The sequence below is a fragment of the Methanoregula sp. genome (assembly GCF_035543475.1).
GTDB lineage: Archaea > Halobacteriota > Methanomicrobia > Methanomicrobiales > Methanospirillaceae > Methanoregula.
On sequence record NZ_DATKKA010000033.1, the window covers coordinates 1 to 16,891 of the forward strand.

The window sequence follows — 16,891 nt, forward strand, 5'->3', positions numbered from 1 at the left end:
GTTCGCGTGTGGATTTTCACGGGTGTCCCGATAGTACACACGGTGCTTTCCTACATAAAGTTCCCGCTTTGATCCGTCGGAGACCGGGCCTGGGAATGCCATTCCTCTCATGTTTTATTACGTCAGCGAACGTAACCTAAAAACGGGTTATGCGTGTAGCCCAGGAGGTCTGGATTGGATTTCAAAAACAAAGTACTGATCATCGGGTACGGCGCCGTGTCCAAGTGTACGCTCCCGATTCTGCTTCGTCATGTCAATATTCCGCTCGAAAATATCACGATCGTCGATTTCAAGGATAAATCCCAGGACCTCAAGGCATACACTACCCGGGGGCTCCGGTTCCTGAAGCGGAAGATCACCCCGGAGAACCTGACTACCGTCCTTACCGAGACACTCGGTGAGGGCGGACTCTTGATCGACCTTGCCTGGAACATCGATGCCGGCGAGATTGTCCAGTGGTGCCACGAGCACAACGTGCTGTACGTGAACACTTCGGTCGAGGCATGGGACCCGCTGGGCGAACGCTATACAGCAAGCCCCGTGGAGAAATCCCTCTATTACCGGCAGATGAAACTGCGCGAACTGACCCGGGAGTGGGCAGACTCCACCACGTGCGTGGTCGACCACGGGGCAAACCCGGGGCTCATCTCGCACATGACCAAGCAGGGTCTCGTGGATATCGCTACCAAGATGATCGCGGACGGTCTTGCCGCGGACCCGGCCCGCTTCAGGCGCCTGATTGCCGAGCAGAAGTTTGGCGAGCTCGCCATGGAGGTGGGGGTCAGGGTGATCCACTGCTCCGAACGCGACACCCAGATCTCCCGGTCGCCAAAGAAAGTGGACGAGTTTGTCGGCACCTGGTGTATCGAAGGGCTGCTCGAAGAGGGCACGGCCCCGGCCGAGATCGGGTGGGGAACGCACGAAAAGGAACTTCCTCCCGGGGCGCATGTCCCGTCCGCCGGCCCCAAGAACGCGATCATGCTCCACCACATGGGGATAAACACCTGGATCCGCTCCTGGGTACCCGAGCAGGAGATCGTCGGGATGGTGATCCGGCATGGCGAGGCGTTCGGGATCTCGGACCGCTGGACGGTATGGAAAGATGGCAAGGCGATCTATCGCCCGACCGTGAACTACGCGTACATGCCCTGCGATGCAACGATTGCCTCGCTCCACGAGCTCCGGGGCCGGAACTATGAGCTCCAGTCCCGGCTCCGGATCATGAACGACCGGGAGATCTCCATTGGCTCGGATATCCTGGGCGCGCTTCTCATGGGCCACCCGTACAATTCGTGGTGGACGGGAAGCATCCTCTCCATTGATGAGGCAAAGAAGCTCGCGCCGGGCCAGAATGCGACCACCATCCAGGTCGCACTCGGGGTTGTCTCCGCGGTGATGTGGATGATCGAGAACCCGAAGAAAGGCTTCTGCCTGCCCGACGACCTCCCCCACCAGTTCGTCCTGGACATCGCAAAACCCTACCTCGGCGAGTTCTGGTCCGGGCCCTCGGACTGGACGCCGCTCAAGAACCGGACGGTCTATTTCCGGGAGAACCCGGAGAACGATTACGACAAGGAAGATGTCTGGCAATTCAAAAACTTCTTATTTGTGAGATGAATCAATCAGTACGGACAACACCGGAGGAACGGACGTGAACCCGACAGCAGACGCATGCAGGCAGGACGATGCGGTATCCCACATGGACCGCGGAAGTCGTCAGATGTTTCAGGATTTGGCAAAGAGAGAGGGGACTCCCCTTTTTGTGATCGACCATGCAAAGATCCGTGAAAACTACCACGAATTCAAGAAAAATTTCCCCAAAATACAGGCCTATTTTGCTGTCAAGGCGAACTCGAATCCCGAGATTGTCAAGACCCTGATGGATCTCGGTGCCAGTTTCGATGTTGCGTCGATGCCCGAGTTCATGATCGTGCACAATTTCATCAGGGATCTGCCGGACAAAGAACGGCAGGATTTCATCTGGGACCGGATCATCTACGCGAACACGATCAAGCCCATCGAGACCCTCGAGGAGCTCAACCAGTACAAGCCACTGGTCACCTTCGACAACATCGAGGAGCTCAGGAAGATCCGCATGCACGCCCCGCAGGCCGGCCTCGTGCTCCGGCTCAGAGTTCCGAACACCGGCTCCATGGTGGAGCTCTCCTCGAAATTCGGGGCAGACCCGGGCGAGGCCGTTGACCTGATCGCGGCGGCATTTGATCTCGGGCTCGTGGTGGAGGGCCTCAGTTTCCACGTGGGCAGCCAGTGCACCAACTTCGAGAACTACGTGGTGGCGCTCCAGATCTCGGCAAACATCATCGAGGAGACCGAGCACCGTCTGGGAAAGAAGATCCGGATTCTCGATATCGGCGGCGGGTTCCCCGTGAAGTACAACCCCGAGGTCCGGTCCATCGAGGAGCTGGCGGTCAAACTCAAGGCCGAGATCGCCCGGCTCTTCCCGGCTGACATGGAGATCCTCGCGGAACCCGGCCGGTTCCTTGTCGCAAATGCCTGCACGCTTATCGCAAAGGTGGTCGGGAAGGCCTACCGGGATGGCAAGCCCTGCTACTACATCAACGACGGAGTGTACCACACGTACTCGGGGCAGGTCTTCGACCACTGCACCTACCCGGTGCTGGCCTTCAAGGAGGGCCCGCGCCACATTTCGGCAGTCTTCGGGCCGACCTGCGATGCGTTCGACACGATCACGCTCTCGGCCGAGCTGCCGGAGCTGGCGATCGGCGACCTGGTATACTCGGAAAATATCGGGGCCTACTCGATCGCATCATCCACGTACTTCAACGGGTTTCCTCCGGCAAAAGTCGTGCATATCAACAAGTGATCTTTTTTTGGTAATCCGGGCCTGATTTTGGCTTATTTTCCCCCTAGGATCATATCTCCATACCCAAATCAGGGTTATGCTTTTCCGGGCCCAAATTGAGCCCGGATTGCCGTTTCGGGGATCCCGTTTTCCGGTTCCACAGGAAACGATGTCCACGCCCACGGAAAAAACAGCATTCTGCCTCTCTTTTCAAGAACCGGTCAAAAAGAAGGCCACTTAAACCTGCACTATAGCGGGCTTCTGTTGGCCCCCTTTTTCCGGACGTGCAAAGATACATGCAAATGAAAAGAAGGCCTGTTTTGGAGGGCGGGGAAAAAGGAGTACCTGGCCGTTACCCGAGCCGGACCGGGTTTATGACTGCCGTCTCCGGCTCCACCACCACCGCGGTGCCGTAGGCGAGCACCTCGGTCATCACACCGCCGGTCTCGGACGAATCGAATGCAACCCCGATAACCGCGTTGGCTCCCAGGGATCGTGCGTGCTCCCTGAGCCGTGCCAGCGCCTCCACCCGGGACTGGTTGAGGAGCTGGGTATATTCATGGATCTCGCCGCCGGCAAGCGAGCGCAGGCCCGCGGTGATGTTGCGGCCAAGGCCCCGGCTCCGGACAATCAGGCCCCAGGTGAACCCCAGCGTCTTTGTAATCTTATGGCCGGGCAGGTACGGCGTGCTGACAATAACGATCGCGTCTTCCATGGTTCTCACTCGATCTGCTATAGGACGGGCAAGACCAAAAGGGCATCTCTTAACAAAAAATGCTCTCCCCGGAATCCCAAAATAAATGATAAACGCCCTTTTCAGGCTACCGCCCCCGCACCCTTTTGGGGCAGGGCTGGCGTGAGGGGGATGGAATACGTGAAAAAAAAAGTTTTCACCCGTGCAAAAATAAACCGGAACCTCTCTCAACCCGGTTCTGTTTCACACTGTCACTTTCCGGAAGAGCCAGGCCCCCACAATGGTCATCGCCACGGCAAACCCGGCGATCACCACGGCGCTGATCACCGGGTTGATGGGAGAGGTCCCGGTCAGCCCGTACCGGATCCCTTCCACGCCATAGGTGAGCGGATCGATCAGCGTAAGAGGCTTGAGCCAGGCGGGGATGGAGTTGATGGGAAAGAGCGCTCCCGAAAGGCCGAAGAGGGGGAAGACCACGAAGTTTGAGATCAGCGAAAAGCCGGTCATGTCCTCCATCCGGGAGGCGATCGCGATCCCAAAGGCGGTAAACGCGATCCCGACAAGGATCATGAAGCCGAGCGCAATCAGGAAATGCAGGGGACTGGTGACCCGCAGGCCCAGGAATACGGCAAATACCATCAGGAGGATCCCCTGGAAGACCGCGGTGCTTGCGCCCCCCACGGTCTGGCCGAACATGATCTCGAGCCGGGATACCGGCGCCACGAGTGTTTCTTTCAAAAACCCGAACTGCTTGTCCCAAATGATCTGGATGCCGGAGAAGACCGAGGTGAAGAGCACGCTCATCGCTACCATGCCGGGCACCAGGAAGAGCACGTACTGCTGCCCGAGCGTGGTGGTGCTGACCACGGAATTGAGGCCAAAGCCAAGGAATACAAGGAGGAAGAGCGGCATGGCGATGCTTCCTACGATACGACTCTTTGACCGGATATACCGCTTCATGCTCCGGAGCCAGATGGTGTACACGATATCCATGGTCTAGTGCCTCATCATCCGGAAATGCATCCGCATCGCGTCCCTGCGGCTGATGTCCTCTTCGCGTATGGTCTTTCCCGTAAAAGAGAGGAAGACATCCTCGAGCGTCGGCTTGTGCACCGAGATGGACGTGATCGGGATCTTCTGCTCGTTGAGCAGCGTCACGATCTGGCTGAGCCGCTGCTCGGCGTTCTCCAGCGTGAGGATCACTTCCCCGTCATGGGTCTCCACACGCTTGATCCACGGTACGGCCAGTGTCGTGGCGACTTTTTCTGTCTCGGGTGACCGGAGGGTCAGAACGTCCCCGCCGATCGAGTCCTTGAGCCGTGCGGGAGTGTCCAGGGCAATGACCTTCCCGTGGTCGATGATGGCGATACGGCTGCAGAGCCGGTCGGCTTCCTCCATGTAATGGGTGGTGAGGATGATGGTGATGTTCTTCTCCTTTGCCAGGGTCTCGATGTAGGTCCAGAGGTGGTTGCGCGTCTGCGGGTCCAGGCCGAGCGTGGGTTCGTCCAGAAAGAGGACCTGGGGGTGGTGGAGGAGCCCGCGGGCGATCTCCAGGCGCCGCCGCATCCCGCCGGAGAAGGTCTTGACGATATCGTTTCGCCGGTCATAGAGTTCCACGAGCCTGAGGAGCTCCTCGGTGCGCTGCTCGCGGACATCTTTTGGGATCCGGTAGAGCCGGCCGTGGAAGTCCATGTTCTCCCATGCCGTGAGCTCCTCGTCCAGGCTCTGGTCCTGGAAGACGATCCCGATCGCTTTCCTGACGCCATCCTGGTCCCGGGTGACATCGATACCCATCACCGTGGCGGTGCCCGAGGTGGGCTCAAGCAGGGTCGAGAGCATCGAGATCGTGGTGGTCTTCCCGGCACCATTGGGGCCCAGGAGGCCGAAGATCTCGCCCTGTTCGATGTCAAAATTAATTCGGTCCACGGCCACGAGATCGCCAAATCGGCGGGTCAGGTCAGCGGTATGGATGGCGGCAGTCATGTCAGGTCACCTTTTTTGAGCTCATCGCGGCAGCGCCGGAGTATCTTTAACGCTTCCCGCTCTTTTTCTTCGGGCATTTCATTCAGAAGCGTTCGTATTTCAAAAAGCACACCCATCCCCGGGCTGTGCCAGTCGCCGAAGATAGCGGTGATGAGATGCCGGTACTGGTCCGTTTTCCTGTGGTGCTCTTTGCTGTGGGCCCGGATCCTTTTGAGCGTGTCCCGCCCGGTCCGGGTGAGCATAAAACCGGTACGGGCACGGGCACCACTTTTTTCCGGTGCAGGTGCGATGAGCCCTTCGGTTTCAAGCTGGCGAAGCAGGGGATAGAGCGTACCTTTGCTGGGAACCCATGCGCCATTGGTGAGTTTTTCAATCTCCCGGAGAATGTCGTAACCGGATTTTTCGTTCTTGTCAAGAGAGTGGAGCACGTAGAGGGCAAGCAGGGTGCGAGTTCTCCCGCTCTTTGATGCAAACTGGAAGAGGCTTGTCATGGGTAGTTCGGTTCCGATATAGTTCGATTTCGAACTATCAGTGTTTGGCAGTGCCAGATATAAATATTCCTGAAGTGACATGGAGAAGATCGTGACGGTACCTTATGAACCGGGACAGGCAAATGATAAAGCAGCATTACTCTCAGGCGCGTGAGGAATCTCCTGTGAACCATATCTACTGCTTCGGCCACCGCCAGCCTGACACCGACAGTATCGCGAGCGTGATCGGGTACGCCGATTTCAAAAACCGCTCCGAGCCGGGCCGGTATGTCCCGGCCCGGTGCGGGGAGCTCAACAGCGAATCGCGCTTCATGCTCGAGCGGTACGGCGTTGCCGCTCCTGCCTTTATTCCCTCGGTCGAGCCGACACTCGCCGATATTGTTTACAAACCGGTCTTTGCCCTCCCTGATGACGTCCCGACCGGGGACGTGGCCGCCCTCATGGCAAAAGAAGGGATCCGGAACGTGGTCATTACGGACGCGGAGGGAAAACCCGTCGGGATGATCGGGGAACACGCGCTTGCCAATGCATATATCGGGACCCTCCATCTCGCCGCCCTCTCGGTCACCCCGGTCCCGATCGGGACCCTCGCCCGTGTCCTGTCCGCGGAGATCCTGGTCCCGGCGCATGCAATCCTCGAAGGGCGGGTCTATATCGCGATCGATGCGCTCCACGTTACCCTTGCGAAGATGACCGAGAAGGATATTGCGATCGTGGGCGACAACGAACCGGCCCAGCTCGCGCTGGTCTCAGCCGGAATTGCCGCCCTGATCATTGCGGAGGGGGCACCGGTGGGCAGCCGGGTGATTGCCGCCGCCCAGCAGCGCAGGGTCTCGGTGCTCTCGACAAAGCTCGATGCATTCGGGGTGGGTAAGATGATCAACCTCTCCCTGCCGGCCCGGGAAGTGATGGAGACCAATGTCCCGGTCCTTACCTGCACCGAGACGATTGCCCGGGCCCGGCAGGTCGTGGCAGGGTCCATGTTCCGGGCTGCCTGCGTGGTCTCCCGCGAAGGAAAACTCCTGGGGATCCTTACCCGGACAACGCTGCTCGACGATGTGCGCCGCCCGGTCATCCTGCTCGACCACAACGAGGCCTCCCAGGCCGTTCCCGGTATCGAGGAGGCTGACGTGGTCGAGATCATCGACCACCACCGTCTCGGGGCCATCACCACGCTGCGGCCCATCCGGTTCTTCAATGATCCGGTCGGGGCGACGTCCACGATTATTGCCATGAAATTCCGGGAGGCCGGCCTTACGCCGTCCCGGGAGATCGCCGGTATCCTCCTGTGCGGCATCCTCTCCGACACGCTTGCCCTGCGGATGTCCACGACCACCCACCAGGACAAAAAGGCGGTGAAGTGGCTTGCCGGTATTGCCGGGGAGGACGCCGAAAAGCTGGGGGCCTGTCTTCTCGAAGAGGGCATGGATCTTTCGGGGGTTCCGCTCGATACCCTGCTTACCCGCGACACCAAGCTCTTCACCCTCTCGGAGAAGAGCGTGCAGATCGCCCAAGTGATGGTCCCGGCATTTGCCTGGAACCGGGACCGGAGTACGGAGATCACCGCTGCACTCGAACGAGCGAGGGCCGAAGCAGGAATCTCCCTCTCCCTTGCCCTCTTTACCAACATCCCCGAAAATGCGAGCGATCTCTACGGGGCCGGGGATACCGCGCTCCTCTCCTCGCTTTTTGGCGGACCCCTGCCGGTCCGCCTGCCCGGGGTGATGTCAAGAAAGAAGGATTTCCTCCCGTGGCTTGGCGAAAAACTGAAACGTACCTGCGGGACATAACCTGTTGTGTCTCCTGCCGGAATCCGTTTTCCCGCACAAACCTGTTATTTTTATCTGTGATTACAGAAAAGGTGTAAAATATAAAAGGTGTCCGTTATCCTGTCCTTTCCGACCCTTCCTGATCCTGCCAGCACCTCCGGCCAGCGCATCATCGTTGCCACGGTCTCCCTTGCCTCGCTCATGGGTGCCCTTGACATGAGCGTGGTCAACATTACCGTTCCCACGATTATCAGGTCATGGCAGATCCCTGTTGGCGTGGGGTCGCTTATCATCATCTCCTACATGCTCACCATCACCGGTCTCATCCTCTTTATGGGAAAACTGGGCGACCGGTACGGGTTCCGCCAGCTCTTCCTTCTGGGACTGGTACTCTTCGGCCTCGGATCCTTTTTGTGCGGGGTTGCCACCGATATTACAAGCCTGATCGTGTTCCGGGTGCTCCAGGGTGCCGGTGCTGCGATGTTCTCGGCGATTGGGCCGGCGGTCATCACGACTTACCTGCCGCTCTCCGTGCGGGGCAAATCCCTCGGTTTCCTCATCGCCATGTCCGCGGCCGGGTATGCCCTCGGCCCCGGCATCGGCGGTTTTGTCTCGCAGTATGCCGGCTGGCGCTGGGTCTTTTTCCTGAACCTTCCGATCGTGCTCGTCGCGCTTTTTATGAGCTGGTACTGCCTCCCCTCTGCATCGGGCACCACCGAGCAGAAACCCCTCAACATCACCGGTCCCCTCATCTTCGTTGCCGCCCTTATCCTTGTCCTTTCTGCGTTTACCTTCTACCAGGTACCGGGTACTCCCGACATTGTCCTCGAGCTGCTCTTGTTGGCCGGCGTGATCCTGGGCGTGATCTTTGTCCTGCGGGAACGGAACAGCCCGGATCCCCTGATCAACCCGGCGCTGGTCCGGAACCGCGATTTCCGGCTGGGGATCCTCGCCTGCCTGGTTATCACTACGCTCTTTTCCGGGGTCACGTACCTGATGCCCCTGTACCTGATCAACTCCCGTCATCTCGATGCAGCCCTTGCCGGCCTGATCATGACCGCTCCCGCGCTCCTCTCGATCCTGGTGGCCCCGGCAACCGGGAGCCTTGCCGACCGGCACGGGAGCATCCTGATCTCCATGGTTGCGGTCGCGCTCGCGGGGGCCGGCTTTCTGATCTTCTTCACGTTCAATCCCCTCACGCTCGTGATCGTGATCATCGCCGGGATGCTGATCACCCGTGTCTCCACGGCTGCGTTCTTCGGCCCCAATGCCCGGCTGATCATGGGACACTGTCCCCCCGATTCGGTCGGTGACGGTTCCGGGGTCATGATGACGGTCCGCCACGTGGGGATGGTGGCCGGGATTGCCTTCTTCCAGAGTGTCTTTGCGATCCGCATGTACATGGCCGGCATCCCCCGTGACGGGACTCCGCTCGTCTCGAAGCTGACCCCCGCCCTCTCCGTGCTCGGTTACCAGGCCGTGTACCTGGTCTCTTTTGCCCTCTGTATCCTGGTGGTCATTATCATCCGCCTGACCCGTGAAGTGCCGGACGAGGAATACAGCACTCCCCCGGAAACGCTCCCCCCGGATGCCCTGATATGATTTCCCCTCGGTAGAACGTATACCTGTTTTACGGGTTACCTGCCACCCTCAGCGCAGTGCATAAATAACGCCCGCTGCCCTATGTTCCCATGGTAAGCGTTATGCCCGAACTGGATATTACCCGGAAAACAACAGCGCTGGTGGTCATCGACCTCCAGAAGGGGATCGCCTTACAGCCCACACAGCCGCACCCGTCATCACTGGTCATCAGGAATGCAGCCCGGCTTGTAACGGCATTCCGGAAAAACGCGATGCCGGTTTTTCTCGTGCATGTGGTTTCCACACCGGAAACGATGCTTAAGGTGAAAAGCGACGATTCGTTCTCCCGTACCGGGCCCATTCCCCCGGACTGGTCCGAGTTTATCCCGGAGGTGGCTCCCGGACCCGCCGATATCGTTATCGGAAAGAAGCAGTGGGGGGCCTTCTACGGAACGGATCTCGAACTGCAGCTCCGGCGGAGGGGAATGGACACGATTGTCCTGTGCGGGATTGCAACCGATTTCGGGGTTGAAAGTACCGCACGCTTTGCCTACGAGTATGGCTTCCAGCAGATCTTTGCCGAAGATGCGATGGCCTCGAGGACCGCAGAGCAGCACCAGGCCGCAATAAACTTTATCTTCAGGCGGATGGGCCGGGTCCGGAGCACGGACGAGATCCTGACCGCGATCGGGTAAGTCTCCTTTCTCCCTCACGGGCGGGAGATCACTTCTTTTTCCCCGTAAAAATAGGCGAATTGTTCGAGGTATACAAGGAGGAGATACCCGGCAAGGATGCCGATCACGATACCCGCCACGTGGAGCGATATGCTTACCGTCCTTGTCGAGGGGGCCAACCGCTCGGGGAAGAGATTCCAGACAAAGTACGCAAAGATTGCGACAATTGCCACCGTTACAAGCCGGGTGGACCAGGTGAATCCGGCAAGGACGCGATACACTTCAAGGAACTGCTGCCGGTACAGGAGAATGACACATCCGAGCAGGACAAGGATACCGGCAAGGGCGCCGACAAATACCGCGTTATGTACGGCATGGTACAGGATGATATACCGTGCTATAATGCCGGCAGAAAGGGCAAGGACACCCGAGAGCACGATGCCATAATAGTGGCGCATGCGCTGGCCTGAAAGGTGTTCGAGGTAAACCAGCCAGAAGAGGAGCAGGAGCCCGGCAAGCGCTGAATCAATGCCCGAGAGACCGGCGTAGTATGAAGTCGTTGCATTAAAGTATGCGAAGAATGCCCCGAAAACGAGGAAGACCACGACGATGATCTTGCTGAGGACGAGATAGAGCCGTTTCCGGTTCACCAGCGTGGCAAGCACCAGCCCGTAGACTGCGATCAGCAGGTACGCGGTCACGTTTGCCACGAAATGATCGAAATTGAGGTGGACAAAAGAGGAGGTAAAGACCTGGTACAGGTGGAAGTTCTGCATGTCGACCTGGAGATCGTTACGGAGCCCGGGATTGACCGTGACCAGGTACTCGATGATGATGGTGATGGCCGGGATGATGAGCACGATGGAGAGATAGAAAGAGAAGAGCCGGAGGTTTACCCTGGATCGGGCTTCACGAAGTCGCGTCAGTACGCTCATGGGTATGCTGCCGGCCGTATTTCACCTGTACATCGGTCGGGCCGGCATAAAAAGGGAGGGATCGGGACCCGGACTATAAACCGGGTATCCGGTAATATACAGATCTTTTCTTGTCATCCGTACAAAAAATAGAAGCGGAAGGTGGGATCAGGATATATTTCCGTTCCGGTCTCTCCAGTGCCCGAGCACCTCCACCCCGGCAAAGACAAGCAGCGTGACAATGAGGGCAAGGACGAGTGCGGGAATCAGCTCTGACGAGTACATGGCAGGGAGAGCGGATCCGGTCTGGAGGGAGCCAGAGATCGGGCTGACCGGCCCGGACGAGAAGGTAACAAACGGCTGGACAAGGAAGATGGCAAACGACACGACAAAAAGACCGCAGAGCGTTGCGTATTTCAGCAGGACTGCGCGGAGGGCCGGGCCTGAACTGACTCCCGGGGCAACGATGAAGACCTGGTTTTTCAGGCGGTAAACCTTCATTTTCTTGCCCTTGACACTATACCGTGTATTGGCTATCTCGATAAGCCCCGCATTTTTGAGGTTTTCCACGTGGTATTTCGCCGCATTGGTGGAGAGCTCCATCCGTGACGCAATATCCGAGAGCTTCATCGGGCCCTCTGCCGAGAGGAGCGCCATGATATCACCGGCATTCTGGTGCGATATGGCTTTTACGATATTCTGTGCTTTTTCCTGGCCCGGCTCGAGAAAGATGATCTCTTCCTCGGCGGCGACAGGTGCCTGTGCGCTGGCATTTACGCTGTTTGCGTCCATATATCCCCCGGGTGGTCCACACGATGCACGGGACCGGCTGAATGTTCCTGACCCCTCGACCGGGAGGCCGGAACAGGTATGGCCGTGACGCCGTCGTTTTCTCGCGTTCCACTCATATGATCCCGTTAGCTGATGACAGGCTATAAACTCATGGATAACTGAAAAAAAAACTTCACTCTCCCGGCGGGCACCGTTTTCGTGGGATCATCTGTCCTGCAAAAGCCGTGAAGACCTGCCTGCAGGGTCTCCTGCATTCCATTGAGAGGGGAGAAGGGGGCACACTTCCTCCGGTGAAGGGATGTGCTCAGGCCGGGCAGCATCTTTTCCGGGGGGGATATATGCGGGTTTTTGGACTTTTATGGTCGCATTAAACCCGGCATTATGACACCAAGGTGATCCGGGTATGCATTATCTGATCTGCCGCCCCCTGCCTGCAAAACCCCGTTTTGGCCATTCTCCTGGTGGAGAGATCCTCTCCCAATGTGCCAGATTCTGGCAGAGGAATATGGTATGACAAGGCTGTTAAAGCACGTGTTAACGAAAATTTTTTTTTCACTTTATATTCTGCAGGGGATCACATCAAAGGGCTAAACATCCGGTAAGCGTACATGATGGGTAAGCGGCGGTACGATGGATCCAGTCCTTGCGGTAGTCTACCTTCTCCCCTTCATTATCCTCACAGCCATTATCGGGAGGGTGGATACCCGGTTTATTCTCTTTGTCCTCTGGGGCTGTGTAGCGGCCATACCGGCCGTCCTCCTTGAACCGGTCCTCTTTGGTGCAGTCAGCAGCGAGATCCCGGCCGCGATCGCCCCCCTGACCATCTCTCCTCTGGTTGAAGAGTTTTTCAAGGCGCTTCCCCTGCTTATCCTTGCGATCGGAGGGAGCCGGCAGCAGGACCGGGATATTTTCCTGTACGCCATGGCCTCGGGAATCGGTTTTGCGGTCATCGAGACCGGCCTGCTTGCTTCTCCGGATCCACTGGCCATTCTCATCCATTCGTTCTCGACCGCACTCCTGCACGGGTGTACCTGCGGGATGATCGGGTATGGTATCGTGATCGCGGGCCATTTTGACCGGCGGGCATTTCCTGCACTTATCATGGGATTTTTCACCCTCGCGGTCACGGTGCACGCGATCTACAATACGCTGGGGACGACGTTTTTCGGGCTGGCCGGGATCTGTGTAGACCTTGTCTTCCCCGTTCTCCTCTTCTTTGCCCTGCTCGCCTGCTACCACATCGATCTTCCGGCACTCTTTGTCCACCAGAGCGGCAGCTGAAAGGCCTGCCCAGTCAGGCGGCCTGCCCGGCCCGATCGCCTTCCCCGATGTAATCGAGGAGACCGAGAACGATCAGGGCAAAAGAGACCACGATCAGGGGACCGACAATGCTGAAGAGGTCGTAGACCGAGATCGCGCCCCCTGACGGGTACAACAGGGGCAGGGTCCAGGAAGGATAATTGATCAGGAGCGTTTCGCGGAGACCATAGAGCATCGCGGCAAGGCACCGGATGCAGATCCCGGCCCAGAGCAGCGGGTAGCGGAAAAACCCGTACCTGATTGTCACCACGACGAGCTGCTCCACGATAAGGAACCGCACCAGCAGCATCACGGTCCGGAGGGTGATGCCATACTCACCGATCACAAGGAGTGGCATGGCAAGGAAGAGTACCAGGAACAGCCAGGGGTATGCGGCATTTCCGGGCTCTTTTTTTCCCTCGATCTGGAAGGCCGCGATAAAGAAGAGCATGAAGCCCAGAAACGAGAGCTCGGCGACACTGGTATAGACGAACGGGCGACCGAGGCTTCCGGTCAGGGGGAGGAGAGAGAAGAGGTACCAGAAGATCGTGGCAAGGGCGTATTCCCCGAATGCAAACGCCGCGAGCAGCAGGATAATGCGCCCGGACCAGCACCGGTATGCGTACAGGCATATGACCATGCAGATAAGCGCCGCGGTTGCTTCAAGACAGTGACCGGCAAGGCGGTACAGCGGCAGCGGGATGACGACAACAAGAGCCCCGAAAAGGATGCAGAGCGCGACCAGCCCCCAGAGCAGGTAACGGGCCGGCAGGTGCCGTGCGGGCTCTGCTGCAACCAGGGGAGGGGATACGCTGCCATCCATTACTGTACCGGTGCGGCACGCGCCATAGAGAACCTTGCGGTTGGCCGGGGGCCTCCTATGGCCCCTGCTGCCGGGAATGCGCCGGGGCCGTGTCGGCTCCCAGGAACTCTGCTCCTCCCAGCGCCGGTCCCGGGCAGGGGATGCAGCCCGGTCCGGGCACGGTGAGCGGATCCCCTTTTTGCCTTGCCGTCTCTTTACGTACCCCATAGAGGAAGTAGATCGCAAGGCCCAGGGCAAGCCAGATCACAAACATGAGATGGGCGTGGGAACTGAGGTTGAAGATCAGGAACGCACAGGTCCCGACACAGAAGAGGGGGATGAGGGGGACCCCGGGACAGCGGAACGGGCGGGTGAGGTCCGGTCGCTGGACCCGCAGGAGCAGGATCCCGATCGCAACGATCGCAAAGGCCATGAGTGTACCCATGTTCACGAGCTCGGCCACGATCTCGATGGGGAAGAACCCGGCTACACAGGCCGTGAGGACCCCGGTGACGAGAATGACTTTGACCGGTGTCCTTGTCTTCTCGTGGACATCGGAGAAGAAGGCCGGCAGGAGGCCGTCCCGGGACATGGCAAAGAAGATCCGGCTCTGCCCGAAGAGCATGACAAGAATGACCGAGGTCATGCCGCAGAGCGCCCCGATCGAGACAATAAATGCTCCCCAGGAAAATCCGATCCTGCCCAGTGCGTAGGCAATCGGGGCGTTGATCGCATCGGGCCCGGCAAGTTCCGCGAAGGGGACAATCCCGGTCAGGATTACGCCGAGGATGATATAGATGACAAGGCAGATGACCAGGGATCCTATCAGCCCCAGCGGAAGGCTCTTCTGGGGATTTTTTGTCTCCTCTGCAGCCGTGACCACCGCGTCAAACCCGATAAAGGCAAAAAAGAAGATGGCCGCACCCGAGAACACCCCGAGCCATCCTTTCGGTGGCATAAAGGGTGTCCAGTTCGCCGGGTTGAGCGAGAAGAGGCCCAGCACGATAAAAAAGACGATGACCGCGATCTTGATGGCAACGATAATCGCATTGGTCCTTGCACTTTTTTTGGCCCCCCGTATCAGGAGCAGGGAAAGGCACAGGACAATGGCTATCGCGGGAAGATTGACCATCCCCCCTTCCATGCCCGGCGGGCTGGTGAGGGCAGGGGGAAGTGTGACCCCGACAGACCTGAGAAGGGCATTGAAATAGCCGGACCAGCCAATCGCTACCGCCGAGACGGCAAGGCCGTATTCGAGAATGAGATCCCACCCGATAATCCATGCCCAGATCTCGCCGAGCGTCATGTAGCAGTAGGTATAGGCGCTCCCGGCGAGCGGGATCATTGCGGAAAATTCCGCATAACAGAGGGCGGCAAAAAGACACGAGATACCGGCAATGACAAGCGAAAGCGGGAGAGCGTTTCCTGCATGGAGGCCGGCAACGAGACCGGACAGGACGAAGATGCCCATGCCGATGATGCCCCCGATCCCGAGCATGACAAGGTCAAATGTGCTCAGGGTCCGTGAAAGGGATCTGCTGCCCTTTGGATCCGGGGCCGATTGTTCGATCGGCTTTTTCTTGAACATGGAATGGTTAAGGAATGAGGTTTTATTCATGGACCGACCCGCCTTTTGCGTGCACGGTCTTCCCGGTATTTTGCACAGACCATGCCTGGACGAGGTACTCTCCGCTCCGGCATCTGATAAAGAAACGGATGAGTGAAAAAATTATTTCATCCAAAACGGCTCTGTTTTGAAAATAAGACAAGAATTACACGAATCCGGTATGTTCTCCCGGTTTTTCCCGTGATTAGTGTCTCCCTTGGAAAATCAGGATCCCGGCCCTTTCGGGTTCCGGATCCGGCCGGTACGGGTATGATCCCGCAGAATAAATGAAATGCAGCCCGCAAGGGCTGTTCCGGCCCCTTAAGCGCAGTATTTTTTTCACTTATCGCCGTGTTTATGCGGTGCTCATGCATAACAGGTGTACGTGAAAGTTCCGTCCCGGCAGGGTGCCGGGACCGTGGTTTGGCATGACCGTGTTCAGCGATATCGACATTTCGGTGGCAGTCAACCTGCTCATGAGTATCGGCATCGTCGCTGTCAGCGTATGGGGTTATTTTCGGATCCGGAAAATAACGCCGCTGTACTTCGGCGGTGCCTACACCCTCTTTGCCATCTCCCATTACCTCCTCCTCACAGAAGGGAACACTCCCCTTGGCCCGGAATTCTTTGCACTCAGGACCGGCGGGTATGCACTCGTCGTGATCGGTCTCTTTGCACTCCTGCAGGAGATTATCCGGCGGACCCGGTCCGAGGAGGATCTCGCCCGGCTTACCGGGCAGCTGGAGGAGCGTGTCCTTGCGCGGACCGCGGAGCTCGCACGCACCAATGCTGCGCTCGTTTCCGAGGTCAGCTCCCGCACCATTGCCGAGGAACGCCTCCGGCAGTCCCTGCACGAGAAAGAGGTGCTCATAAAAGAGATCCATCACCGCGTGAAAAACAACCTCCAGATCATTGTAAGCCTCCTCTATCTCCAGTCCAGAAAGACCGGGGATCCCGACTGCGCAGCTGCACTGCTCGACAGCCAGACCCGGGTAAAGTCCATGGCGCTTATCCACGAGAACCTGTACCAGTCTGGCGATCTCGCATCCATCAATTTTGACCGGTACCTGCAGAACCTTACCGGTAACCTCAGGGTGGCCTATGGCGCTGACCTGGCCGACATCCGGGTGATCACCGATGCGCGGGACCTGGACCTCAGCCTTACGACAGCCATTCCCCTGGGGTTGATCGCAAACGAACTTGTGGCAAATGCCTTCAAGTACGCGTTTGACGGCCGGGAGAGTGGAGAGATCACGCTCACCGGGGAAAAGGACGCATCGCAGGTCACGTTTGTTGTCCGGGACAACGGGAGGGGGATACCTCTGGAGGTTGACTGGGAGCATACGGAATCCCTCGGTTTTAACCTGGTCCGGATGCTCGTGCGGCAGCTCAGGGGGAAGATCACGCTTGACCGGACCAGCGGAACGCACTTTGTCATCACATTTCCCGTAACCGGGTGAGA

The 16,891-nt window shown here is 58.2% G+C and carries 15 protein-coding genes; 7 read left to right on the forward strand and 8 right to left on the reverse strand.

The window, feature by feature from the left end:
• Positions 1 to 174: 174 nt before the first annotated feature.
• Both VMS83_RS10560 and VMS83_RS10565 read left to right on the forward strand, forming a co-directional pair.
• Positions 175 to 1,617 carry a saccharopine dehydrogenase NADP-binding domain-containing protein gene (locus VMS83_RS10560; RefSeq protein ID WP_325412564.1) on the forward strand — a complete coding sequence of 481 codons (1,443 nt, stop codon included), beginning with the start codon at positions 175 to 177 and terminating at the stop codon, positions 1,615 to 1,617.
• Between the two features lie 103 nt (positions 1,618 to 1,720).
• Positions 1,721 to 2,845 (forward strand): type III PLP-dependent enzyme, encoded by a 1,125-nt coding sequence (locus VMS83_RS10565; protein WP_325412566.1) that lies wholly within the window; start codon positions 1,721 to 1,723, stop codon positions 2,843 to 2,845.
• Positions 2,846 to 3,176: 331 nt separating this feature from the next.
• On the opposite strand, the gene VMS83_RS10570 is transcribed toward VMS83_RS10565, so the two are convergent.
• The 4 genes from VMS83_RS10570 to VMS83_RS10585 form a co-directional block, all read right to left on the reverse strand.
• Complete coding sequence (locus VMS83_RS10570; RefSeq protein WP_325412568.1) at positions 3,177 to 3,539, reverse strand: heavy metal-binding domain-containing protein; 363 nt, start codon at positions 3,537 to 3,539, stop codon at positions 3,177 to 3,179.
• 222 nt (positions 3,540 to 3,761) lie between these two features.
• Complete coding sequence (locus VMS83_RS10575) at positions 3,762 to 4,511, reverse strand: ABC transporter permease (protein ID WP_325412570.1); 750 nt, start codon at positions 4,509 to 4,511, stop codon at positions 3,762 to 3,764.
• Between the two features lie 3 nt (positions 4,512 to 4,514).
• Complete coding sequence (locus VMS83_RS10580; RefSeq protein ID WP_325412572.1) at positions 4,515 to 5,501, reverse strand: ATP-binding cassette domain-containing protein; 987 nt, start codon at positions 5,499 to 5,501, stop codon at positions 4,515 to 4,517.
• Positions 5,498 to 5,992: a PadR family transcriptional regulator gene (locus tag VMS83_RS10585; RefSeq protein ID WP_325412574.1), complete on the reverse strand. Its 495-nt coding sequence runs from the start codon at positions 5,990 to 5,992 to the stop codon at positions 5,498 to 5,500. The genes VMS83_RS10580 and VMS83_RS10585 overlap by 4 nt, the downstream gene beginning before the upstream one ends.
• A gap of 164 nt (positions 5,993 to 6,156) precedes the next feature.
• Between VMS83_RS10585 and VMS83_RS10590 the strand changes: the two genes are divergently transcribed.
• The 3 genes from VMS83_RS10590 (at position 6,157) to VMS83_RS10600 (ending at position 10,037) form a co-directional block, all read left to right on the forward strand.
• Positions 6,157 to 7,782, forward strand: coding sequence for a putative manganese-dependent inorganic diphosphatase (locus VMS83_RS10590; RefSeq protein WP_325412576.1), 1,626 nt, complete (start codon positions 6,157 to 6,159; stop codon positions 7,780 to 7,782).
• 87 nt (positions 7,783 to 7,869) lie between these two features.
• Positions 7,870 to 9,363 (forward strand): MFS transporter, encoded by a 1,494-nt coding sequence (locus VMS83_RS10595; RefSeq protein WP_325412578.1) that lies wholly within the window; start codon positions 7,870 to 7,872, stop codon positions 9,361 to 9,363.
• Positions 9,364 to 9,452: 89 nt separating this feature from the next.
• On the forward strand, positions 9,453 to 10,037 hold the full coding sequence (locus VMS83_RS10600; RefSeq protein WP_325412580.1) for a hydrolase: 585 nt from the start codon (positions 9,453 to 9,455) through the stop codon (positions 10,035 to 10,037).
• A gap of 14 nt (positions 10,038 to 10,051) precedes the next feature.
• On the opposite strand, the gene VMS83_RS10605 is transcribed toward VMS83_RS10600, so the two are convergent.
• Together VMS83_RS10605 and VMS83_RS10610 are read right to left on the reverse strand one after the other, a co-directional pair.
• Positions 10,052 to 10,951, reverse strand: a complete 900-nt coding sequence (locus tag VMS83_RS10605) for a hypothetical protein (protein ID WP_325412582.1) — start codon at positions 10,949 to 10,951, stop codon at positions 10,052 to 10,054.
• 147 nt (positions 10,952 to 11,098) lie between these two features.
• Positions 11,099 to 11,722, reverse strand: a complete 624-nt coding sequence (locus VMS83_RS10610; protein ID WP_325412584.1) for a winged helix-turn-helix domain-containing protein — start codon at positions 11,720 to 11,722, stop codon at positions 11,099 to 11,101.
• A 630-nt stretch (positions 11,723 to 12,352) separates the two neighbouring features.
• On the opposite strand from VMS83_RS10610, the gene VMS83_RS10615 reads away from it, so the two are divergent.
• Entirely contained in the window at positions 12,353 to 13,003 is a 651-nt protein-coding gene (locus VMS83_RS10615; RefSeq protein ID WP_325412585.1) for a PrsW family glutamic-type intramembrane protease, read from the forward strand.
• Positions 13,004 to 13,016: 13 nt separating this feature from the next.
• Here the strand turns inward: VMS83_RS10615 and VMS83_RS10620 are convergent, their stop codons facing one another.
• Together VMS83_RS10620 and VMS83_RS10625 are read right to left on the reverse strand one after the other, a co-directional pair.
• Positions 13,017 to 13,844 carry a hypothetical protein gene (locus tag VMS83_RS10620; RefSeq protein WP_325412586.1) on the reverse strand — a complete coding sequence of 276 codons (828 nt, stop codon included), beginning with the start codon at positions 13,842 to 13,844 and terminating at the stop codon, positions 13,017 to 13,019.
• Positions 13,845 to 13,899: 55 nt separating this feature from the next.
• Complete coding sequence (locus VMS83_RS10625; RefSeq protein WP_325412588.1) at positions 13,900 to 15,441, reverse strand: amino acid permease; 1,542 nt, start codon at positions 15,439 to 15,441, stop codon at positions 13,900 to 13,902.
• A gap of 416 nt (positions 15,442 to 15,857) precedes the next feature.
• Here VMS83_RS10625 and VMS83_RS10630 point away from each other — a divergent pair, with 416 nt between their 5' ends.
• Entirely contained in the window at positions 15,858 to 16,889 is a 1,032-nt protein-coding gene (locus VMS83_RS10630) for a sensor histidine kinase (RefSeq protein ID WP_325412590.1), read from the forward strand.
• Positions 16,890 to 16,891: the final 2 nt, after the last annotated feature.